The 22,409-nt window shown below is 48.3% G+C and carries 23 protein-coding genes and 3 pseudogenes; 16 read left to right on the top strand and 10 right to left on the bottom strand.

What is annotated here, in order from left to right:
• Positions 1 to 146 precede the first annotated feature (146 nt).
• Positions 147 to 1,505 (top strand): acetyl-CoA hydrolase/transferase family protein, encoded by a 1,359-nt coding sequence (locus BM299_RS12985; protein ID WP_092485011.1) that lies wholly within the window; start codon positions 147 to 149, stop codon positions 1,503 to 1,505.
• Positions 1,506 to 1,750: 245 nt separating this feature from the next.
• Positions 1,751 to 1,930, top strand: a complete 180-nt coding sequence (locus BM299_RS12980; protein WP_092485008.1) for a hypothetical protein — start codon at positions 1,751 to 1,753, stop codon at positions 1,928 to 1,930.
• Positions 1,931 to 2,155: 225 nt separating this feature from the next.
• Here the strand turns inward: BM299_RS12980 and BM299_RS12975 are convergent, their stop codons facing one another.
• The 7 genes and pseudogenes from BM299_RS12975 to BM299_RS12945 all read right to left on the bottom strand — a co-directional run bounded on the left by BM299_RS12975 (position 2,156) and on the right by BM299_RS12945 (position 5,080).
• Positions 2,156 to 2,557, bottom strand: coding sequence for a DUF6920 family protein (locus tag BM299_RS12975; protein ID WP_092485005.1), 402 nt, complete (start codon positions 2,555 to 2,557; stop codon positions 2,156 to 2,158).
• Positions 2,558 to 2,568: 11 nt separating this feature from the next.
• A pseudogene (larB, locus tag BM299_RS12970) lies at positions 2,569 to 2,919 on the bottom strand (nickel pincer cofactor biosynthesis protein LarB); the annotation flags it as partial.
• A gap of 253 nt (positions 2,920 to 3,172) precedes the next feature.
• A complete protein-coding gene (locus BM299_RS12965) occupies positions 3,173 to 3,490 on the bottom strand; it encodes a type II toxin-antitoxin system RelE/ParE family toxin (protein WP_092485002.1) in 318 nt (105 codons plus the stop codon).
• Positions 3,474 to 3,761 (bottom strand): type II toxin-antitoxin system Phd/YefM family antitoxin, encoded by a 288-nt coding sequence (locus BM299_RS12960; protein WP_092485000.1) that lies wholly within the window; start codon positions 3,759 to 3,761, stop codon positions 3,474 to 3,476. The genes BM299_RS12965 and BM299_RS12960 overlap by 17 nt, the downstream gene beginning before the upstream one ends.
• A 382-nt stretch (positions 3,762 to 4,143) precedes the next feature.
• Positions 4,144 to 4,407, bottom strand: coding sequence for a phage portal protein (locus BM299_RS20565; protein WP_483863696.1), 264 nt, complete (start codon positions 4,405 to 4,407; stop codon positions 4,144 to 4,146).
• Positions 4,400 to 4,594, bottom strand: coding sequence for a hypothetical protein (locus BM299_RS20560; protein ID WP_483863695.1), 195 nt, complete (start codon positions 4,592 to 4,594; stop codon positions 4,400 to 4,402). Before BM299_RS20560 ends, BM299_RS20565 begins: the two co-directional genes overlap by 8 nt.
• A 231-nt stretch (positions 4,595 to 4,825) precedes the next feature.
• Entirely contained in the window at positions 4,826 to 5,080 is a 255-nt protein-coding gene (locus BM299_RS12945) for a type II toxin-antitoxin system prevent-host-death family antitoxin (protein WP_092484997.1), read from the bottom strand.
• Between the two features lie 99 nt (positions 5,081 to 5,179).
• On the opposite strand from BM299_RS12945, the gene BM299_RS12940 reads away from it, so the two are divergent.
• Entirely contained in the window at positions 5,180 to 5,653 is a 474-nt protein-coding gene (locus BM299_RS12940) for a hypothetical protein (RefSeq protein WP_207545184.1), read from the top strand.
• 150 nt (positions 5,654 to 5,803) lie between these two features.
• Here BM299_RS12940 and BM299_RS12930 read toward each other — a convergent pair whose 3' ends face one another.
• Complete coding sequence (locus BM299_RS12930) at positions 5,804 to 6,118, bottom strand: DUF1801 domain-containing protein (RefSeq protein ID WP_131820645.1); 315 nt, start codon at positions 6,116 to 6,118, stop codon at positions 5,804 to 5,806.
• 59 nt (positions 6,119 to 6,177) lie between these two features.
• Here BM299_RS12930 and BM299_RS12925 point away from each other — a divergent pair.
• From BM299_RS12925 to rd (BM299_RS12900), 6 genes and pseudogenes are all read left to right on the top strand, one after another.
• Positions 6,178 to 6,333, top strand: a pseudogene (locus tag BM299_RS12925) (transposase); the annotation flags it as partial.
• A 272-nt stretch (positions 6,334 to 6,605) separates the two neighbouring features.
• Complete coding sequence (locus tag BM299_RS12920) at positions 6,606 to 7,781, top strand: FprA family A-type flavoprotein (RefSeq protein WP_207545183.1); 1,176 nt, start codon at positions 6,606 to 6,608, stop codon at positions 7,779 to 7,781.
• Between the two features lie 67 nt (positions 7,782 to 7,848).
• The gene (locus tag BM299_RS12915; protein WP_092484988.1) at positions 7,849 to 8,223 is read left to right on the top strand and encodes a desulfoferrodoxin; all 375 of its coding nucleotides are present in this window, start codon (positions 7,849 to 7,851) and stop codon (positions 8,221 to 8,223) included.
• A gap of 21 nt (positions 8,224 to 8,244) precedes the next feature.
• Entirely contained in the window at positions 8,245 to 8,439 is a 195-nt protein-coding gene (gene rd / locus BM299_RS12910; RefSeq protein WP_092484985.1) for a rubredoxin, read from the top strand.
• Positions 8,440 to 8,501: 62 nt separating this feature from the next.
• Complete coding sequence (rbr, locus tag BM299_RS12905; RefSeq protein WP_281246380.1) at positions 8,502 to 9,074, top strand: rubrerythrin; 573 nt, start codon at positions 8,502 to 8,504, stop codon at positions 9,072 to 9,074.
• Positions 9,075 to 9,099: 25 nt separating this feature from the next.
• Positions 9,100 to 9,786 (top strand): rubredoxin, encoded by a 687-nt coding sequence (rd, locus tag BM299_RS12900; protein ID WP_092484983.1) that lies wholly within the window; start codon positions 9,100 to 9,102, stop codon positions 9,784 to 9,786.
• 87 nt (positions 9,787 to 9,873) lie between these two features.
• On the opposite strand, the gene BM299_RS12895 is transcribed toward rd (BM299_RS12900), so the two are convergent.
• Together BM299_RS12895 and BM299_RS20045 are read right to left on the bottom strand one after the other, a co-directional pair.
• Positions 9,874 to 11,169: a glutamate-5-semialdehyde dehydrogenase gene (locus tag BM299_RS12895; protein ID WP_092484980.1), complete on the bottom strand. Its 1,296-nt coding sequence runs from the start codon at positions 11,167 to 11,169 to the stop codon at positions 9,874 to 9,876.
• Between the two features lie 120 nt (positions 11,170 to 11,289).
• Positions 11,290 to 11,426: pseudogene (locus tag BM299_RS20045) on the bottom strand (ParB N-terminal domain-containing protein); the annotation flags it as partial.
• 64 nt (positions 11,427 to 11,490) lie between these two features.
• Between BM299_RS20045 and BM299_RS12890 the strand changes: the two are divergent.
• The 7 genes from BM299_RS12890 (at position 11,491) to BM299_RS20040 (ending at position 21,724) form a co-directional block, all read left to right on the top strand.
• Positions 11,491 to 12,039, top strand: coding sequence for a hypothetical protein (locus tag BM299_RS12890; RefSeq protein ID WP_092484977.1), 549 nt, complete (start codon positions 11,491 to 11,493; stop codon positions 12,037 to 12,039).
• A gap of 367 nt (positions 12,040 to 12,406) precedes the next feature.
• Positions 12,407 to 12,886, top strand: coding sequence for a hypothetical protein (locus BM299_RS12885; RefSeq protein ID WP_092484974.1), 480 nt, complete (start codon positions 12,407 to 12,409; stop codon positions 12,884 to 12,886).
• A 192-nt stretch (positions 12,887 to 13,078) separates the two neighbouring features.
• Complete coding sequence (locus tag BM299_RS12880) at positions 13,079 to 17,746, top strand: SdrD B-like domain-containing protein (RefSeq protein ID WP_092484971.1); 4,668 nt, start codon at positions 13,079 to 13,081, stop codon at positions 17,744 to 17,746.
• A gap of 97 nt (positions 17,747 to 17,843) precedes the next feature.
• The gene (locus BM299_RS12875) at positions 17,844 to 18,896 is read left to right on the top strand and encodes a multicopper oxidase domain-containing protein (RefSeq protein ID WP_092484968.1); all 1,053 of its coding nucleotides are present in this window, start codon (positions 17,844 to 17,846) and stop codon (positions 18,894 to 18,896) included.
• 30 nt (positions 18,897 to 18,926) lie between these two features.
• Positions 18,927 to 20,123 (top strand): multicopper oxidase domain-containing protein, encoded by a 1,197-nt coding sequence (locus tag BM299_RS12870; RefSeq protein ID WP_092484965.1) that lies wholly within the window; start codon positions 18,927 to 18,929, stop codon positions 20,121 to 20,123.
• Positions 20,124 to 20,158: 35 nt separating this feature from the next.
• A complete protein-coding gene (locus BM299_RS12865; RefSeq protein ID WP_092485144.1) occupies positions 20,159 to 21,460 on the top strand; it encodes a multicopper oxidase domain-containing protein in 1,302 nt (433 codons plus the stop codon).
• Between the two features lie 21 nt (positions 21,461 to 21,481).
• Positions 21,482 to 21,724 carry a helix-turn-helix domain-containing protein gene (locus BM299_RS20040; RefSeq protein ID WP_092484962.1) on the top strand — a complete coding sequence of 81 codons (243 nt, stop codon included), beginning with the start codon at positions 21,482 to 21,484 and terminating at the stop codon, positions 21,722 to 21,724.
• Positions 21,725 to 22,409: the final 685 nt, after the last annotated feature.

Below are 22,409 nucleotides of genomic sequence, written 5' to 3'. Positions count from 1 at the left end.
GACACCTTCCCATCCCCCGCAGTCTGATTATAATTTTCAGAGAATTGAAATTTGCTGTATTTTTAGGTTATTTTGCATTTGGCATTATTCTTGCTTTTTGTGAATATGTAAAAAAAATTAGAATTTTTTATCGGGGAGGAGTCAGCATGCAATACAGCGCAGAATACCGGTCCAAGCTCTGCACCGCCGATGAGGCGGTGAAAGTGATAAAGTCAGGTGACTGGGTGGATTACGGTTTTTTTGCCAACCAGGTGGTGGAACTTGATAAAGCCCTGGCCAAACGCAAAGGAGAGTTGCAAAATGTGAACATTCGCTCTGCCGCGCGGGTTTATGGGCCGCCCATGGCCGTGTTATCCGACCCGCAAAAAGAAAGCTTTATTTTCAACAGCGGTCACTTTACCTTGATTGACCGCAGGATGCACGATTACGGGCTCTGTTACTATGTACCCATACTTTTCCGGGAATGTCCCAGTTATATTAAATACGCGAAAGGTGACGTCATGATGGTTGCCGTGGCTCCCATGGATGAGCACGGTTACTTTAACTTTGGCTTATCCAATACATTCCATAAGGCTATTTCTAAAATAGCCAAGAAAATTATTGTGGAAGTTAACCACAAGATGCCCCGGGTACCCGGCGGTTACGGTGAGTGTATTCACATTTCAGAAGTTGACATGATTGTGGAAGCGGACTGGAATGTTTCGCCCATTCCTGAAATCCCCATCAGCGAAGTGGACCAAAAAATAGCCCGGCTGATCTTGGATGAACTGGAAGACGGATCCTGCATTCAATTGGGCATCGGGGGCATGCCTAATGCCCTGGGAAAACTGATCGCCCAATCCGACCTCAAAGACCTGGGCGCCCATACCGAGATGCTGTGCGATGCCTACCTGGATATGTGGGAGGCCGGCAAGTTAACCGGAAAGCGCAAAAATATTGACCCGGAAAAAATGGTGTTCACCTTTGCACTGGGCAGTCAAAAACTTTATGATTTTGTGCATAACAACCCGGGGGTAGCTTCTTACCCGGTAGACTACACCAACTACCCGCATATTATTGCGCATAATGACAAAGTCATGTCCATAAACGGCGCTCTGGAAGTGGACCTTTATGGACAAGTTGCCGCGGAATCAGCCGGCACCCGCCAAATTAGCGGCACCGGCGGCCAGGTGGACTTTGTCGAGGGAGCTTACCTTTCCAAAGGCGGCAAGGCTTTCCTCTGCCTGCCCTCTACTTATACCGATAAGGACGGTGAATTGCATTCACGTATAACTCCTACGCTGAGCCCGGGCACCATAGTCACAACCACCCGCTCCACGGTAATGTATATTGTCACGGAATACGGCCTGGCCAACATGAAAAGCAAATCCACCTGGGAGCGGGCTGAAGCCCTGATTGAGCTGGCCCATCCCAAGTTCCGCGAGGACTTAATAAAAGAAGCAACCCGAATGAATATTTGGACCAAAACCAACAAAAAACCCACTACCGCCCAGATGGTCAGTTAGCATCATTGGCATATTTTTTATATTGAGAACCTCTTCAGCCGCATGTTATCATGGCTATAATACCGCAGTTATTATGCCTCCTCATTTAGACTTGGCCCTGGAATTTTTTCAGGGCTTTTTTTATGCCCCTGTTGGAACGCCCATTTAAACTCTCAAACTTTTACTGGTATTACTGGTTGTTTTTAATTATAATGTTTGTGGGGAGTTGGGTATTATTTTAAAAACGGGAGTAGAGGTGTAAAACAATGCTTTGTAAGGACTGCCTGCACTTCAAGCAATGGAAAAAAATTGAAGCCGCAGTGTGTGAAAAAAACCACAAACCTGTGGAAACCACCAGCAGGCCCTGTGATGAGTTTGTCAGCAAATTACATATGACCGATGAATGGGGCGAAACCCCGTGCAACAGTACCAAATCCTGCAAATAAATACATTGATAATTGATTTGCCGAAAAGGGGACCGTAACCTTTTTTGTTTTTGCAAAAGGTTACGGTCCCCTTTCGGTTTTAATACCGTTCAGTACAATTTATTAAAATTTCTTGGGTATCCTAATAATAGCTTAAATTCTTATTTTTATCAAATTTGTCTTAAGCAATCAAGCTATTTTGCCGAATTTGTCACATGCAAAGAGCCAACCCGCACGCACCGGCTTTCACCGGCAACCGGCCGGCTTATTATATTCGATTTCTTTAATCTCAAACCGGTACCAGTCGCAGTCCCCTGTTTCCAGTTTCCAGGTAACCTCCCCGGCGGCGGGCATCCAGGGTCCTTCCTCTTTGATCCTCATGGATACCTTTTGCTTTAAGCGTACTGCCTCTATTCTTTCCTTGCCCACCACCCGGGACCGTTCCAGCCATTTTTGCACCACCGGCGGCAGTCCCTCAAGATCATTTCTTTGAATAATATCACGCTTACTCTCCATACCGCTGAAAAACTGTCCTACTTCTTTGTTAACATCTTTATTGAACTGTAAATTTGCAAAAAACGAAGCTTCTGCCACCAGGGCTAAAACTACCGGAATGCCAACCAATGTTACAAACAAAATTTCGGGCATGCGACAAACCCCTACAAGTTATTTATGATGCTTGCATTATAACCTGCACCAAATCCATTATCTATATTTACAACACTTACGCCGCTGGCACAGCTGTTTAACATTGTCAGCAGTGCTGCAAGTCCATTAAAATTTGCCCCATAGCCCACACTGGTGGGGACAGCTATAATGGGCTTATCGACAAGTCCACCGATAACACTGGCTAAAGCGCCTTCCATTCCTGCAACCACGATTATAACCTTTGCACCTCTTATAATATCTAATGCTGCAAATAATCTATGGATTCCCGCAACCCCTACATCTGTAATCTTCTCTACTCTATTACCGAGGATTTGAGCGGTTTCTGCCGCTTCCTCAACTACAAGGTGACCTTTGCACGCCGGAGTATCAGGTCTTTCAACCAGGGCCGGTATTCCCTGGCGGACAGCATTTCAGCTGTCAGATTGGGCATGAGGTTCAAACCGAGTTGGTTTGCCCGGTTTTGTTACGCATTTCTGCGTAGGTTGTCCGGGAACAACGCGCACGTTTCACCTTCGTAAAACGCAGAAAAGCCGCCACATTTCTGCGGCGGCATATGATCTTGCGCTAATTTCCGATTTGGTTTTAATATGCTTCTTACAACAGCCAGCCGTAATCCTGCCTGCAGTCCACCACATAATCCACATAAACGGTATCGCCTTTTATCTGATAAATGAGTAGATACCGTTTGCCTATAAGGAGCTTTCTATACTTACCGGCAGGGATGAAAGGATCGGATAGCCAAGGGTTTCGCTCTGGAAATTCCTCCAGAGATTTTGCTTTCTCGCTAAACTCGGCTATGAGATCTAATGCAGCTTTTTCACTAACCCGGGCCAGAAAGCGGGAGTGAGATACCAGCATCTGCGCCGCCTCATCGGAGATAATCACTTTATATATTTTACCCTCGCTGTCCATCCAACACCTCCTTAACGGCTGCTTTCATCATGGAGGATACCTCATCAATGGAATAACCACTTTTGCCGATTAACCGGCTTTCCTCAGCAGCGACTAAATTTTCTCTGAGGCGCAGCATGCTTTCGCGTCTTGTAAAGGCTTCAATATCCATCACCACCAAATCTCCCTCACCGTTTTTGGTCAGGTACACAGGCTGTCCGGACTTCTTGCACAGCTCGGAAATCTCGTTGTAGTTTTTTCGAATTGCAGCCGATGGCTTTATATTAATCATCTATGACCACTCCTTTTGCGTAGTATTATTTTATTCTTATAGTATTCTTATTATACTACACCAATGTGGCCTAGTAAATTAATGCATACTTACATCCGTAAGTTCAGGAAAGGTTTTTTCTTCTATCTTTGAAAGGCGGTTGTTTGTCTTATCGATAAGGTACATTATCGCTTTTATACCCCCTGTTCGGAGGACGATTGAAGCACGATAAAGGTAGGGTTAGCCGTATTTTCTTTGCAAGCAAACTACTGTCTCAACATGCCTTGAGTGCATGAAAATGATAAGTTTTCGTATTCATCTTTTTTATAGCTCTAAAATCTTTCTCTGGGTTTTATTTATTCCAAAATTTAACCCGAAAGTGTTTATGGTAACCTAAAAGTTTTCAGTTGACAAATACAGGCGAAAGTGGCCACAGTTCTAGCACCTGTCCGCCCTTCCCTCGTACTATCTGCGCATAAGCGTTTCCCCACAATAAAAGCTGGGTCATTAGCACCTCCCGGAAGGTAAAGCTGGTCATCTCCGGATTGGGCATATCGTGGAGTATGGAATACAAAGGGTGGGCTGTGACCTTTTCCTTGCCCCGGTCAAGCCTCCTGTACAAGGGCAGGGGCAGGCTGGCCACCGTCTCGGCAATCGACTCAGACACAGGCATAAACGCCAGTTACGCGCATTGCGGTTTCCTCATTTACCCTGACACCTGCAATAGAAGCCATACCTGTACCGATATCCTCTCCCAGAAGGAATGCCTTAAGCTTGTTACTTATGGGACTGTCCCGCCTGTCGTTAGGACCTGCTCTTGGTTGAAAAAATCTTGATAATATCGATAGTTTCATGCTCGTTCCTCCTGAAAAAAAGCATAAAAAAAGCACCGTCTAAGCGATGCTCTTACCAATCAAAATCTTATATTTGATAATCAGTTGTCTTCTTCCTCTGCAACATCCCCAAAATCGTTTGGTGATTTTAGCAAGCACATTCGTTGCTGCTGTAGGATTACCTAATTCCTCGGAGATATATATTCTTTTGTCTCCAGCATATCCTTTTGCGCTTTGGGCGAGATTTTAAGATTAACCATTCGTTACCCCCAGGGATGCTTCTAGTTCATCAATGGTTAGCCATCTATTTTCCTGCCCTGCCTTTTCACCTTTAGCAAGTTCAGTAAGCAATTTTAATTTTGCCTGCATTTTTTCATATTCCTGCATATCCATAACCACATAGCGGCCACGGCCATTTTTTGTTAAAAAGACTGGTGAACCCTCCTCTATGCTGCGCAACACTTCATTGTAATTCCTTAAATCGGAAATCGGCTTAATGTTAGGCATAATAAATCTCCTTTCCCTTTTGCTGTTATTATTATAGCAATATTCTTCGTAAAATACAACAGCAACGATGAAGGGACTTAGGATAAGGAGGGATATCCTGTGAAAGCATCATTTAGGGATTTTATTGCCCAAAACCCAAACTGTAAAAAATATGACGGCAATCCGGAAGCAATCCATATTTTTGAAAACATCCTATCAAAGGACGATAACATTATCGCAATGATAGACGCAACCGAAGCAGACAAACCTGCTTTATCTGCCTGCATTCAAGAAGTAGAAAATTACTATAAAAATCTCCCATCACCTACTTTTGATTTAACTGATAATTTCACAAAACAAGCACTGGGACGGATGGTAAAAACTATTTTAGAACCTTTTGGCTATCAGCCCGATACGCAAAAAGACATGCCAAAATCCTGCTCTGCTGAATTTGTAACATCAGCCACTGTTTACAAATATGTTGGAAATGCTACCATGAGGGTTGTTCGAAAAATAGAGGAAGCCACATCCCCGCCACACTTTTTGCATTTACCTTTAAGCACAATCCCGAAACGGTCGTTATGTAAAACATAATCCACTATGACCGTTACACCACACTTGCTGCAAAAAACATTATTAATCAGCTTTCGTCTTATGTCGGGTGAAATTTCAGCCCACTTCTTCGCCGCCTCAAGATCAATAACCGCAGTACTTTTCTGTGCTTCATGATAATCGACAATCTCTTTAATTACGTCGGTCAATATCTCTACCGCAGCTTGGTCGGTATATTTTAGTTTTGCACAACCTTTGCCCAGTTTGGGCAGTTGGCGATAATTCCTTTATAAGAGATAAAACTCTCACATCACTGGTGTAAAAGGAAAAATAATTTTTCCGTGCGGCAAAGGCAATATAAAAGCCATCGCCTTTATATGTAGGCATCTTATAATCAAAGGTTTCAGGGATGTCCTGGTATACTTCCCTCATAAAGCATACCAGCTCCGATACCCACTCCTGCTTTGTACCCTCAAGAGTAGCAATGTATTTATCAACTTGGTTCATCATTTACACCAACCTTTTTACCTTAATCCCAAAAGTAAACCACCCGACTCCATGTACCCAAGTCCACCGCTTCCGACTTGTGCAAGAAACTCGACCCGCTGGTAAGCGCCTGGAATAACCGTGACCTGCGCAAAATACAATACCCGTTCGTATTGGTGGATGCTTTGGTACTAAAAGTAAGGGAGAATGGCCGCGTTCGCTCCCTGCAAATACTTGAAAACGGCTTTGATGATGCCACTGCGGTACATGTTTTGCTGGAAAAGTATAATAACATTGTAAATGATTTACCCGAAAGGGGACCGGCTCTTTTTTCGCTTTTTGAAAAGATGCCGGTCCCTTTTCGGGTTTTTCGACCGTTTTTTTATTACCGTTGAAAAATTTTATAATTTTCTTGGATATTTTATATTGACAAACCAAGCAAGTAATATATAATTAATATAAATTTAAATTGATTATAAACTTATGACGCAAAGAAAGGGGAATGCAATTGAAACCTGTAGAAATCAAACCTGGAATATACTGGGTTGGCGCCATCGACTGGAACCTGCGCTACTTCCACGGATATGTAACCCCGCGGGGCACCACCTATAACGCCTACCTTATTGTGGATGACAAAATTACCCTGGTGGATACCGTCAAGCATTACCTGTTTGATGAAATGCTGAGCAGAATCAAAAAAATTGTGGACCCGTCAAAAATAGATTACCTGGTATCAAACCACGTGGAGATGGACCACTCCGGCAGCGTGCCCAAAATCATGGAACTGGCCCCCGGAGCGAAACTGGTTACCTCCCCGCAGGGCCAAAAAGGACTGAAAAGGTATTATAAAAAGGATGATTGGGATTTTTTGGCAGTCAAGTCGGGCGAAGAGCTGTCGATTGGTTCCCGGACCTTGAAGTTTGTACATGTGCCGATGGTTCACTGGCCCGATTCCATGGTCACCTACATCCCGCAGGATAAACTTCTTTTGCCCAACGATGCTTTCGGGCAGCATATAGCCGGCGACGGGCGTTTTGACGACGAGGTGGGCTGGGATATCATTCATGAAGAGGCGGCCACATACTACGCCAATATAGTGCTCCCCTACGGAGATAACGTGAACAAGGCACTGGATGTCGTGGGCCGGTTGGACATAGACATGATCGCACCCAGCCACGGGGTAATCTGGCGCTCTTACATACAAAAGATTTTGCCGGTATACCGCCGGTGGGCCGGCAATGAAACTGATAAAAAGGCGCTCATTGTGTACGATACCATGTGGGATTCCACCAAGAGGATCGCGCTGGCACTCCGGGACGGGCTGGAGGATGCGGGAGTGCCGGTTACAATGAGGTTTTTACAGACCAGCCACATCTCCGAAATTATGACCGACCTGTTAACCGCCAGAGCTATCTTAATCGGCTCCCCCACTTTAAACAACGGCATGCTGCCCACCGTCAGCGCATTTTTAACCTATATCAAGGGCCTGCGACCGAAAAAACGCATCGGCCTGGCCTTCGGTTCTTACGGTTGGGGCGGCCAGGGTGCCAAAGAAGTGGCTGCCGTCATGAAAGAGATGGGCTGGGAAACCCCACTTGATTTTATCAACATCCAATACCTGCCCGGTGACGAGGAACTGGAGTCGGTCAGGGCCGCAGGCAGAAAGCTGGGAGAACAGATTTGATACCGGCCGGATAACCGGGGCCGGTACGGTATAAATTTTAAATTACAAATAAAGGAGGACTTTTAACATGGCTGAATTAAGACAGGTTTACAAGTGTAATGTTTGCGGTAATATTGTGGAAGTTTTGCACGGGGGAAAGGGGCAACTGGTATGTTGCAACCGGCCCATGGCACTGCTGGCCGAAAACACGGTGGATGCCGCCAGGGAAAAACACGTTCCGGTGGTGGAAAAGGCCGCCGGGCAAGTAACGGTGAAAGTCGGCAGCGCAGAGCACCCGATGGAGGAAAAACACTACATCGAGTGGATTGAAGTAATTGCCGGCGATAAAACTTACCGGCAGTTTCTCCAACCCGGCGACAAGCCGGTGGCGGTATTCACCGTTGACGCGGACAACATTACGGCCAGGACTTATTGCAACCTGCACGGCCACTGGAAAGCTTAATTTTACAATAAGGAGTTCGAGATGGAAAAGTGGATTTGCGAGCTTTGCGGCTACGTTTACGACCCGGCGACGGGCGACCCGGAAAACGGCATCGCCCCGGGCACTTCCTTTGAAGAATTGCCGGAAGACTGGGAGTGCCCGGAATGCCTGGCGGAAAAAGACCGGTTCAGACCGGAACACCAGGTGGCCCGGTCAAAATTCCCCAGGGAAAACTAATATGAAATCCCCTGCCGGAGTATGCATTACCCTGCAGGGAATTGAAAGGAGCACTGGTTATTATGCAATTAAAAGGTACCCGTACAGAAAAAAACATTCTGACCGCTTTTGCGGGAGAATCCCAGGCCAGGAACCGCTACACCTACTTCGCAAGCGTAGCCAAAAAAGAGGGTTACGAGCAAATAGCCGCTGTTTTCCTGGAAACGGCGGACCACGAAAAGGAACACGCCAAGCGACTGTTTAAGTTCCTGCAGGGCGGAGAAGCGGAAATCACCGCCTCATTCCCCGCCGGGACAATCGGCAGCACAGAGGAAAACCTGCGGGCTTCCGCTGCGGGGGAAAACCACGAACACACCGACATGTACCCCGAGTTTGCCAAAGTGGCTGATGAGGAAGGTTTTCCTGAAATCGCCGCCGTTTTCCGAGCCATAGCCAGGGCGGAAGACGGGCATGAAAGACGTTTTAACGCCCTGCTGGAAAACATCAAACAAAATAAAGTTTTCCAGCGGGAAGAAAAGGTGATCTGGAAGTGCCGTAACTGCGGTTACCTGCACGAGGGCGAAAGCGCGCCGGAAAACTGTCCCGCCTGCGCCCATCCCCGGAGTTATTACGAACTCTGGTGCGCCAATTACTAAGTAGTTCAACCAAGGAGGTTTTGACTTGAACCCCAAAGCCCTGCATAAAATCAGCTACGGACTGTATATCGTCACCTCCAAGAAAGGTGACCAAATCAACGGGCAGGTGGCCAACACAGTGTTTCAGATATCCAACGACCCGACCACCGTCGCCGTCAGTATCAACAAGCAAAACCTGACCAGTGAATTTATCAGGGACAGTAAAGTCTTCGGCGTGTCCGTACTGGCCCAAGAAGCCCCGCTTTCTTTGATCGGCCGGTTCGGCTTCAAGAGCGGCCGGCAGGTGGATAAATTCGCGGGTATCAATTATAAGCCGGGTATTACCGGGGTACCCTGTTTAACTGATCATGTACTGGCCTGTATGGAAGCTGAAGTGATCCAGGAAGTGGATGCCGGAACGCACCACATATTTATCGGCAAAGTAACCGGGGCGGAAGTGCTGAAGGAAGGTATTGCCATGACCTACGCCTACTACCACCAGATTAAGAAGGGAACCGTGCCCCAAACCGCCCCGACCTATACCCCCCAAAAAGCGGAAAGGATGGAGAAAATGGACAAATACGTGTGCAATCTTTGCGGCTACGTTTACGACCCGGCGACAGGCGACCCGGAAAACGGCATCGCCCCGGACACCCCCTTTGAAAAACTGCCGGAAGACTGGGTCTGCCCCGTTTGCGGCGCGGGCAAGGATGAGTTTTCCAAAGAAGAATAATTACCAGGTAATCGCTGGTTTTATCCCGAAAAAGTTCAAAGGCTGCCGGCAAAATACCGCCGGCAGCCCAGAACTTTCGGGCATGTTTTACATTGGACATTTCTTATTCATTTTGTTATGTTTAAAGTTTTTGGACCGGTTTGCGTAGTCTTCTACTATATGGCCGTTGCCAATTAATTTATATTTGTAAATAACCAAACCCTCAAGACCCACCGGGCCCCTGGCATGGACTTTACTGGTGCTGATTCCCACCTCGGCTCCAAACCCATAACGGAACCCGTCGCTGAAACGCGTGGAACAGTTCCAAAAAACATTGCCTGAATCCACATAATTCATAAACCGGACCGCCTTTCCCTTATCCCCGGTAATAATGCTGTCGGTATGGCCGGAACCGTAAGTATTGATATGGCTAATGGCTTCATCAATACTTTCCACCACTTTTATGGAAAGTTTATAATCAAGGTATTCGGTTTTCCATTCCTCTTCACCAGCCGGCGCAACCGGAATTATAGCCAAAGTTTTTGGGCAGCCCGCCATTTCAACTTGTTTGGCGTCAAGCGCCTTTTTCAACTCGGGCAAAAACTTGGCGGCAATTTTATTATGCACAAGCAGCGTTTCCATGGCATTACAAACAGCCACATATTGAGTTTTGGAATCGACAACAATTTTCACCGCCATGTCAATGCCGGCATCCTCATCAACATAACAATGGCATATGCCGTCCGCATGTCCCATGACGGGAATTCTGGAATTGTCCATGATATACCGGACAAATTCATTGGATCCCCTGGGGATGATGAGGTCGATATACTCATCCATCTTAAGCATCTCGTCAACATCGGACCTTGTTTCCAACAGCTTGACCCAGTTGGCGGGAACGCCCGCCTCTTCCGCTGCCTCGCTGATAATACCGGCCAGAACGCGATTGGTTTCTTTCGCTTCGGAGCCGCCTTTCAGCAACACACCGTTGCCGCTCTTCAAACAAAGGGTCGAAATCTGCACCAGGGCATCCGGCCTGGACTCAAAAATCACCCCTATCAGCCCTATGGGGCAGGTTACCTTGTATAATTCCAACCCCTCGTCCAGTTCCGTGGACAATAAGGTCTTGCCTACGGGGTCCTCCAGTTTGATCAGGCTTTTTATCCCGTCAACGGCATCCATAATCTTGGCCTCGTCAAATCTTAACCTCTTTAAAAGGGGTGCAGGGAGGTGTTCCTGCTCGCTTCTCTGCAAATCCTCCCGGTTGGCCATGATGATTTCATCTTTTCTTTGCTGTAAAGCATCAGCGATTTTCGCCAGGGCGTTGTTCTTCAGCTCCGTTTCCGCCCCGGCCAGCTTTATGGAAGCATCCTTCACCCGGCGTGCCAGTTCATTCATGCTCATGCAAAACCTCTCCCTGATAAATTCTATTGCTTTATATCTTGTTTTATCAAATTTGCCTCAATCAATCAAGCCATTTCCCTTCTTGATTTAACAAAAACACTGTTGACATACAAGTGACTTTATCGGCTCTATATAGCCAAACTCTTGAATTAACCGTTTGAGTTTTTCATATTCCGGGTCGCCCGGCTTAAATCTTATCTCGGGTTGTATTTGGCGGACTTCAGCTTGCCAAGTGAAAATTCAGGAAATAATAAAATATTTTGTGACCAAGAATATGCCGATGGAATATGTTAGGAAAGAGATAAAAAAAGAGGTGATTTCATGGCCAAACAGATTCTATTAAACAGGGGATTTGAAAATGAGCTGTTTAACTTCCAAACCCGGGGCACCGTTACAATTAACAGCGAGATTGCCCATTCCGGCATGAGATCGGCGTTACTGCTGGCAAACCCGACTTTAATTGCCGAGTTATCACAGATAGTTTTCTTTATCACCCCCGGTACTCCGCTCAGATTTTCCTTCCGGGCCAGGAAGTACCGCAGCGAGGATGTTCAGTGCTCATCCAGCGTCAGATCTGAAGTAAATTTCTTAAGTGCATTGGGTACAGTTATTCCGCCCGGCATGGTTATTAACATAAGGAGCCGTAACCTTTCTAGAAAGAGATGGAATTATTATGATGAATACGGCGAAGTGCCTGCCGGCGCAGTGGCCGCCCAGGTAGTCATTCGCCTGGAAAAGCCCGCCACCGGGACGAGCGGGATACTGGTTGACGACCTGGCGCTGGTTGCCGGAACGGTCACACCCGCAGCCCTACCGCCAATACCCCTGGCACCCCCTATTCAGTCGGGAATCCCGTTTTTCCAGGGCTGACCCTTCCAAGAACCGAAGAAGGGTTAGGGGCTTAAAAATATAGCGGCTGAGATATCAGGTTAAGGAGGCTATCTATATGACACAATCGGAAGCTGTACTGGTAGTACCGCACCGGTTTGGAGAAGAGTTGGGCTATGACAAGTACGGAGGCAGGTTTATGTTCAGACATAAAGGGCTGGGAGACGAATAAAAAGCCCCCGGACATGCACACTTTTGCAGTACTGTTATTATATTGTATTAGCAGAAACATATTCCATATAGATTTTTCTTTTTCCGGGAGAAAGGAGGGGTTTTTGGGTATCAAGTTATTGTTAAGCCAATACCTGTTCTGTTAAAGAATTCTCCAAAAACCAGAGAGGGTGATAATATGCCGGAAATACAACTTTTAGTAAACCCGGGGTTTGAAACGGGATCGCTCCCGCCCTGGATCAGTGCGGGTGACGTAACTGTTGAGTCTTCAAGCAGTAGTGACAAAGCCCACACAGGGACCGAGTTTGTAAAATTGACAGCAAACATGGGTTCGGCATCAATCAGCCAGTTCGTCCTCCTGCCTATTTTGCCTTTAAGTTCATTAAGACTTTTATTTTGGATGAAAATACAAGAAAAAAAACCAACAGATATAACCGCCACAGTTACTCCTTTGGGATCCTTGTTACCTATTATAACTATTGAAATACCGGCGGACTCAAATCCAGAGAAGAGTAAAGATGATTGGTTATCTTATGAAGGATTCAGCGGTCCACTCCCCTTCGGGGCTCCCTTTGGTGTCGTGGTAACCATTACAGTTGCTTCCGGGGATGACAACGAAGTAGATTTTGACGATATTTTTCTTATTCTAGATACTTAATACTTGTATTAAAAGGGGAGATCGGCATCTAATTTCCGTCAAACACATCCTGGGACAGACCATCTATACAAACACCGGTGCAGGAAGAGTATTAATTAACTACTCTCCCACACCGGTGTCATATTGCCAGGAGTCCAGGATAAACTTTTTTGGCTAAATTGTATTAAACCCATTGAAGGAGGCTAGTAAAAAATGGCCAGCGACGTATTTTCATCAATTGATTCAGGTAAACGTCCTGCCACATCCAGTACGGCAACGGAAATACGGGCTCTTACGGTTAAAGTCTTCGGCCGCCGGAGTAACGGTTCACCGGTTCCCCTTGATGATTTCAAGTTTATTATTAACCGGAACAATATCGGTGACCCGCAATTAGGAGTGCCTGCTGATCAAATTGATGAAAGCAAAATTCCTTCCATTAACCCCCCGGCAAGCCACAGCCCGGTAGTTACCGTGGGAGATTCCGCCAACCCCGTTGTTTACGTGCCCGACGGCAGTTATCTTGTGTCCGCCAGGGCGCCGGGATACAAGCTGGGCGGTAACTGGGTCACAGTGGACGGCAGTGATGCGGAAGTTGTCGTTGAACTGCTCCCCCACCCCCTTCCACTAAGTAAAATCCGGGCTTTTGTTTTTCACGACAACCAGCCGGTCAACGGGGAGCCGGACCTGCCTTCCGAAACAGGGCTGGAAGGATTCCGCATTATTATTGAAGACGCGGTGGGTGAATTAACCGTAGATTATTTCGGAAACCCACTGGGAACCCAATATCAGAAAGATGGCCACGGAAATATTATTTTCGATGCCGACGGCAAACCTGTTCCCATACCCAATACCGGTGGAGTTATATTGAGCGATGCAGAGGGTTATGCCGTGGTGGAAAACATTCCCCCGGGCAAATACGGAGTGCAGGCAATCCCGCCTGACGGGACGGACTGGGTACAGACCACCACCATTGAGGGAACGCATGTTATTGACGCCTGGGTGGAGGAAGGAAATGACGGCTATGTCGATGAGTTCTTCTACCGTTTTCCGTTGGTATGGTTCGGATTCGTCCGGCCTATGGAGTTTCCTGCCCCTCAACCGGGAGAGACCAGGGGCTTTATCCGGGGGCAAGTGCGCACGGTTCTTGAGTTTGAAGCTCCCAATGTGCCAATTTTGATGGGAGAGCCGGTAAAGCGTCCCTGGATTGCCCTAACTGATATCGGGGGTAACGACCAGCAGGTCTACCTGGGCCGCGGAGAAGAGAACGGTTCTTTTTACATTAAGAATGTTCTTCCTGGTTTGTACCAGATGGCCGTTTGGGATGAATTCCTGGATTATATCATCTCTTTTCGCACGGTGCAAGTACCTGGCCCAAACGGTTCCTGGGACGTGGTGGTGGAAGATGACCCGGTGAATTACCCGGGGCAAATAGCAATTCCCCGCTGGTACGGCTGGATTAAAGGAAAAGTGTTTATGGATAATAATGAAAACGGTATCCCCGACCCCGGTGAAAAAGGTATTCCCTTCACGGGGGTGCTCACGCGTTTTAAAGATGCTTCAATTCAATACGCAACCATCACTGATTCTGAAGGCAATTACAATTTCAACGAGGTATTTGAACTGGAACGTTTTACTGTGGCAGAGGTGAGCTTTACCCGTTTAGCCCGAACAGGAGTTGCCGCCAATCCCGAAGGACGTTACCCCGTGCCCGAAGTGTTTGACGGGGCGCTGACTGCTGCCGTATTAACCTGGGCCGGCAGTACCAACTATATAGATTTCGGTAAGCGAACTTATAAACCGGGCGAAAACGGGGGTATAACCGGTATTGTTTATTACGCCACCATGCGCAATGAATTTGATCCCCGTTATGCCGCGGCAGAGGATTACGAACCCGGTATACCCGGAGTAACGGTAAATCTTTATCAAAAAAACGACGATGGAACCCTTATCCTGATCAACACCGTTGAAACGGACGCCTGGACCCACCCCACGGGTTGTGTTCCTCCCTATGGTCCGGAGGACCCCCGGTGTATCGAAAAGCCCAGCCTGGGGAACCAGGTCAGGCCGGGAGTATTTGACGGAGGTTATGCCTTTGAAGAAAAATGGATCCTTGACGAAAATTACCGGCCGGTAACTGATCCTGACACCGGCGAATACCTGACGGAACCACTGCCGGCCGGAACCTACTACGTTGAAGCAGTCCCACAGGCGGACTATAACAACCCCCTTCCGGACGGCGGCCCGAGGCCGTTATACAGGGTGGTAGCAGAGGAGTCTGTAAACACCGACCAAGGTGACAGGTATGTTATGAACACTGATTTTCCCTTCGAGGAAAACGGGGAACCGGTATGTCCGGAAACAAAACCAGTGCCCGAAAGCCGGGCCTGGATTCCCGCCCCCCCCTGCGCCGGAAAACTGCACAAGGTGCAGGACCCCCGGAGCCCCTACGACGGTGAATACCGGCCTCTTTGCAACATGAAAGAGGTAATCCTGGGAAACGGGGAAAACGCGGCGGCAGATTTCTTCCTGTATACGGATGTCCCCATTCCCGGCAGGATCCTGGGTTTACTGTCGGACGATGTAAATATTGAAACCGACCCCAATCTCATTTTTTACGGCGATAAAAGAGGCATTCCCCATACCCCCGTCGGCATCAGGGACTACAACGGTAGACTAATTACCACGGTATACTCGGACAAAAACGGTATTTTTGAAGTGCTGCTGCCCTCAACCTACACCGCCAACGTACCCACCCCATCCGGGTTAGTCCCGCATATGTACCGGGTTGTAGGCAACGACCCCGGTGACCCCGGCCAACCAAACCTTAATTATAATCCCAATTACCAGACCCTAAACCTGGTGTTTGACGTATGGCCGGGGAAAACCACTTATGCAGATGTAGCGTTATTCCCCATAACCGCCTTTGTTGCCCACAGCGGGTCACAGTTTGCCCGCCCCCCGCAGTGCAATGTGGAGCGCGGTATACCGCAAATATTCAGGGTAGACCGGGTGGTAGTGACGGGCCAAGAAAGAATCATAACCCTGACCGGGCTTGATTTCGGTACCGCACAGGGCGGGGGGAGAGTAACTATAAACGGCGACGACAGCCATGTTGAGGTGCTGGCTTGGAATAATACATCCATCACGGTAAAAATACTGCCGTCCATTGTCTCCGATCAGGGTGGAACGGGGCAATTGCTGGTAACCGGTGACAACGGCGAGGTAAGCCCCACCGGGATTACCATTCATGTATTGGGCAGCGTTTATAACCCCAGGGTGTTGCATGTTAAGCAGGACGGCACCGGGGATTACGCCACCATTCAGGAAGCAGTCAATGCTGCCGCCGGTGAAACGTTAATCGTTGTCCATCCGGGCACTTACTACGAAAATCCCATATTATATTCCAGGCAAACCGGTGGTCCGATCAAGAGGTTGAAACTGCAGGGAATGGGGCCCGGAGGCATTAACCCCGACGGTCCGGACGGAAACCCGGTAGCCGTAGAGGGTTCAACCATCGACGGCCGGTTCTTCCTCACGGACCCTGCGCCATGGCGCAACCTTTTAAGCACCATTGACTATGATTATATTGATACCCCTGATATTTACGAAGGCCAAGCAATGACCGTACTGGCCAAAGACGGGGATCTGGACATGCAGTTTAGCTCCCTAATTGACGGTTTTAGCATTATCAACGCCAGGGGCAACGGTGCAGGAGGCATATACGTTAATGCTTACTGCCGGTACCTGGAAATAAGCAATAACATTATGCAAAGTAATTCCGGGGGATTCGGCGGCGCCGTTACCATCGGTAAACCTTATGCGGGCAGCAACCATAATGAGAACATCAGGATACATCACAACCGCATCCTGAATAACGGCGGACTTAACCTGGCCGGTGGAATAGGTGTTTTTAACGGCGCGGATAATTACGAAATTGATCATAATAAAATCTGCGGGAACTACTCCGCCGAATACGGCGGTGGTATTTCCCACTACGGCCTGAGCCATAACGGGAGCATCCATCACAACTGTATACTCTTTAACGCTTCCTTTGACGAAGGAGCCGGGATACTGGTAGGCGGGGAACTACCCAAGCCGCCCGGGGAACTCTCCCCCGGCTCGGGCAGCGTCAGTATCTATAACAATCTGATCCAGGGCAACCTGGCCAACGACGACGGCGGCGGCATCAGGCTGCTGCAGCCCACCACTTATGAAATTAAGATCTACAACAACATGATCGTCAATAACGTATCCACAGACCTGGGCGGCGGTATAGCCCTTGACGACGCCTCAAATGTAATTATTTATAACAATACCATTGCCAAAAATATTTCCACCGCCACGGCCGAAGACAGCGACCGGTCGCCCCACGGGGCCGGTCTGGTCAGTGAAGTTCACAGCACGGCCTTCCGGGCTGTTTTGCCCCCGGGTTCGCCTGATTTCAGCGATCCGGTACTGTTTAACAATATCTTCTGGGATAACCGGGCTTATTATTTTGATTTGCAGACCCTGCAGTTGGCCGAAGGCGGAGTGATGGACCTGGAGGTTTTCGGCACGTCCGGAACATTTAGCCCCCATTACTGCAGCCTGACTGAAGAATACCCGGGGGGTGGCAATAATTTAGTAGCTAACCCGGCTTTTGTACAACAGTACGATACCACTGTAAGAGCCGCCACCTTCGCCGCCCAGCCGGATTTTAAGAGTGTCATCATAGTTACCGCCGTACCGGAGCTCGAAGGGGATTATCATCTGACCGGCGGTTCTCCGGTGATCGGCCGGGGTACCGGATCCTTTGAAGGCTACAGTACCCCGACGGATGACTTTGACGGAGACAGCAGGGGTCCCGGCATAGACATCGGGGCGGATCAGTACCGGGAGTAAACCGGCAATTAAACGCCGTTTGCCGGGACGGACCGGGAGGCTGTGCGCCTGCCGGTCCGTCCCGGCAACGAATCACCAGGCCAAAGGAGGTAACAGGATGAGAGTGGATATACGACTGGCGGCCACCGACGGGTGGGTTGACACTCCCGACGGTCGAAGTCATTACATTTTCGGGTTCGTAAATATAACCGGGGTACCGGAGAATGAAATCTTTAATTACAGGGGCAAAGCCGAACTTATGGCCCCACCGCTGGTACTACAAGTGGGAGATGAGGTATATCTTACACTAACCAACGTGGGAACTCCCACCAGGCCGGACCTGGATGACCCGCACACCATACACTATCACGGATTCCCAAACCAGATGGCGATTTATGACGGCGTTCCGGAAGCATCCGTGGCCGTCCCCGTAGGCAGGGATTTTGTATTCCATTACAAACCCCTGGATCCCGGCACCTATATGTATCACTGTCACCATGAGCCCGTGGAACATATCCAAATGGGCATGGTGGGGCCGCTGGTCGTCCGGCCCCGGGACTATGACCCGGCAGACCCGGATTACAAAACTGCGTACGGTTACGGCACCGGAACGGAATATGACCGGGAGTACTTTATCTTCCTGCACGAACTGGATTGTACGATCCACAATTTGGTTGCCACGGTGCAGGAACCGGATTGGACGAATTATAAACCAACTTACTGGTTTATCAACGGCCGTTCTTACCCGGATACCATTGCATCAACATCAGCTTGCAGATTGCGGCAGCAGCCATGGCCTGCACTGATAAAGGCACACGCCGGTGAAAAGGTGTTGCTGCGCTTTGTTAACCTGGGCTTTCAGCAGCACGCCATCGAACTGCTCGGTGCCGTAATGAAGGTGGTCGGATTGGATGCCATGCGCCCGGCGGGTCTGTACGGGGAAGATCTTTTTTATAACAAAAACATCATTTATATAGCCCCGGGGCAGTCTACGGACGCCATATTTACCGCACCCGAAGCAGAGGATACTTATCCCCTCACTTTACCTTTGTATAACCGAAATTTAATTAAAAATACCCTGGCCGGGATGGGGCCGGGTGGAATGATCACCGAAGTGCAGATTTTTGAACCCGGAACACTGCCGCCCCAGACGGAGCCCAACCAATCCTAATAAGTATAACCCAAAGGAGAGGAATAATCTATGCCTACCGTAAATTTGTGGGCAACGGACGGTTATATCAGCACCCCGGACGGCAAAAGCATATATATTTGGGGTTTTACCGACCAAGAGGGAGGCTCTGCCCGGCTCCCCGGCCCCACTATTATAGTAAAGCAAGAGGCGCCCATAACTGAAACCGTGGTTACCGTTAACTTGACCAACAACCTCAAGGAGCCGGTATCCCTGCTTTTTCCCGGGCAGGAAAATGTAAAGGCAAACGGACAGCCGGTTCAGCCCCAGTATGAAAACGACATCCTGGTTTCCTTGACCAACCATGCCCTGCCCGGTGAAACCATTACCTATACCTTTACCGCCGCCAGCCCGGGTACTTTCCTCTATGAGAGCGGAACAAACCCCTTCAAACAGTTACAAATGGGATTGTACGGGGCCATTATCGTCCGGCCGTGCGATTACACACCCCATGACAGCCAGTATAAAACTGCCTACGGAGCGGGCACCGACACCGAATTTAACCGGGAATATCTACTAATTACCGGCGAGATAGACCCCGACTTTCACCAGGCCGTGGAATATGGTCAGCCATACGAGGCGTATAAACCCAGGTACTGGACAATTAACGGCCGGTGCGCCGGTGATACCATGCTTCCCGACAACGTCCCCCATTTGCCCAATCAACCCTGCAGCTCCATGATCATGATGGAACCCGGCGAAAAAGTGCTCATACGCTATGCCGGGGCCGGAGTGGAAAACCATCCCTTGCACCCGCACGGCAACCATACCCGGTTAGTGGGTTTGGACGGAAGGTTATTACGGAATCAAAACGGTGGAGGTACTACCGACCTGTCATATAAAAGGTTTACCGTCCTTACGGGGGCGGGCCAGACCTATGACCAAATATATACCTGGACCGGTTTAGGTTATAACCCGGTGACCAACCCGATACCCACCACTTTGCCCAATTTGCGGAACATGGCCATTGGCCACCTCGGGTGGACCATGTGGAGCGGCAGCCCGTATTTGGGTCAAAAAGGAGAGCTTCCTCCCGACGTGGTTTCCTATAACCAGGCCGGGGAATATCACTTGATGCTCCACTCCCATGCGGAACCCGAGATAACCAACTGGGGTGCCTTCCCCGGCGGAATGATGACCATGATAGCAGTTTACCCTTCCGGAACTTTGGCACCCCATCAGGGTATGCTGCCTACGGAAGCGTACTAGTGCTTGAGCGGTTTGAACAGAAAGGAGATATAATGATGGGTTTTATAAACCTGAATTTATGGGCCAAACAGGGGACTATAAAATTTCCCGACGAGGCGGAGGTTCCTTTCTGGGGATTTGCCACTACAGCCGGCGGCGAGCCGCAATTTCCCGGTCCTGAAATAAGGGCCAGGGTTGGCGATGAAATAATAATTACTCTAAACAATAATCTTAGCGAGTTTGTATCATTGGTTTTCCCGGGCCAGGAATCTATCCCGTCACCTGTTAAGGATAATGGGATTTTCGTTTCATATAATACCCACGCCGCCCCAGGCGGGTCGGTGAATTACACCTTTACCGCCACCCGCCCGGGAGTGTTTTTGTATGAAAGCGGAACAAGTCCGGAAAAACAGGTGACCATGGGGCTATACGGAGCAATAGTAATTCACCCGAAGGGTATAGATAATCCCGTCCATCCGGATTATAAAACCGCTTACGGAAGTAATACCGGTACCTACTTTGACGTGGAAAAGGTGCTGATCCTGGGCGAAGTGGACAGCAGGTTCAATGCCCAAATCGGGGCCGGCAACCAATTCAACATGCTGGGCTTTGAACCGGACCACTGGGTCATTAACGGGCGTTCATTTCCCCATACCGTGCTGCCCGATCAGTCAGATTTCCTCGTTAACCAGCCGGTGAGTTCCAAAATTAACGCTGCCACCGGACAAAAGGTTCTTTTAAGATGCGTAAATGCCGGCTCACAAAACCACACTTTCCGCCTCGAAGGCATTACCGCCCGGGTGGCGGCTGTGGACAGCTGGCCTTTAAAACCCCGACAGGGCTCCATTGATGCAACTTATTTAAAAAACACAATCACCATTGCTTCAGGAGAGACTTACGACCTTATTTTTACTGCTGAGGCCGAAGGACAATATTATCTACATGACCGGGACCTTCATCACCTTTATAATGTAACCCAGTTCCCCGGCGGGATGGCTACCCGGTTGGATGTGACACCACCTGAACCCGTTGAATTACCCGAAGCGCCGTCGGACCTTACCTGCCGGGCATCGTGGCGTCCACTTGCAGTCCATCTCAACTGGAAAGACCGGTCAACAAACGAGTTAGGTTTCGTGCTGGAGCGTAAAACCGGAACCGAACATTTTCAGACCATTGCTGTATTAAGTACTCCCAACCTGACTAATTATACAGATTATAACGTGTATCCGCTTATGACCTATACTTACAGAATCCGAGCATATAATTCCGCAGGTTTTTCGGGCTATTCAAACCGGTGCAGCGCAATCCCCTGCCCTATACCTCCGTTTTACAATCCCTGGATGGCCCGTTCCAATTAAGCCGGGGTGTTGCTCTCCAGCATGCGTACTTTCTCTCTGAATAGGTTTACGGTGCGCCTGAAAAACTATAACCCCAAGACCATGCAAGCCTGGCTTTTTGCCTACCGCCGGGGTGGCTTGGAAGGATTAAAGCCCGGCTACCGTTCAGACAAAGGAAAAAGCCGCAAAGTCTCTGATGAAAGGGAAGATCGGCATCTAACTTTTGTCAAACATATATCCTGGGACAGACCATCTATACAAACACCGGTGCAGGAAAAGTATTAATTAACCACTCTCCCGCACCGGTGTCATATTACCAAGAATGTTCGATAAATGTTGATATATTACTTTTTTACAAAATTTAAAATAACCAAGTTTTTATCAGTGGTTTATCATCAATTTTTGGGAAAAAACGGCCCTATTTTTTCACTTCTAAAATCGTATATATAGTGTTTTATGCTGATTCAAACCACTATATACATAGTGGTTCTTTGGTGATTTTCTTTACGAGTTATCAGAACTATGCACTCAACGTGCCCTGAGGATACAAAAAAGATGCCGCCTGATGCTAGAAGGGCCTTGGCGGGTATAATGTTTTATATAGGAATCAGATAAATTTTCTTTGTATTCTATTTATGAATCATTGTATTTCTCAGCAGATAGCGCAAGCCATCCTACATCTATGAAATCACTCTAAAAATACTTTTCACCTTTCCATCAGTTTTTGACTTAAGAATCTAATTGGCCCAATTTGCTTTTCAAACATCAAATCCCATATATCAAGACATTCTTTGGCAATATTTTTCATTTCAGGTAGTGGTGAACCAGAAGTCTCGTCATATAATCCAATTACCAACTTAGAAATTTCATCTTCTAGAGCCTGTTCGAAAAGCCGTCTCTATCATGAAAAATAAAGAAATAATTACCAAAAATACCATGGCTATTTTGACAAAAATCATGTCTATTTATG

The sequence above is a fragment of the Desulfoscipio geothermicus DSM 3669 genome (assembly GCF_900115975.1).
GTDB lineage: Bacteria > Bacillota > Desulfotomaculia > Desulfotomaculales > Desulfallaceae > Desulfoscipio > Desulfoscipio geothermicus.
The sequence above is the reverse complement of the archived record's forward strand: the minus strand, read 5'-3'. Positions and strand labels throughout refer to the sequence as shown.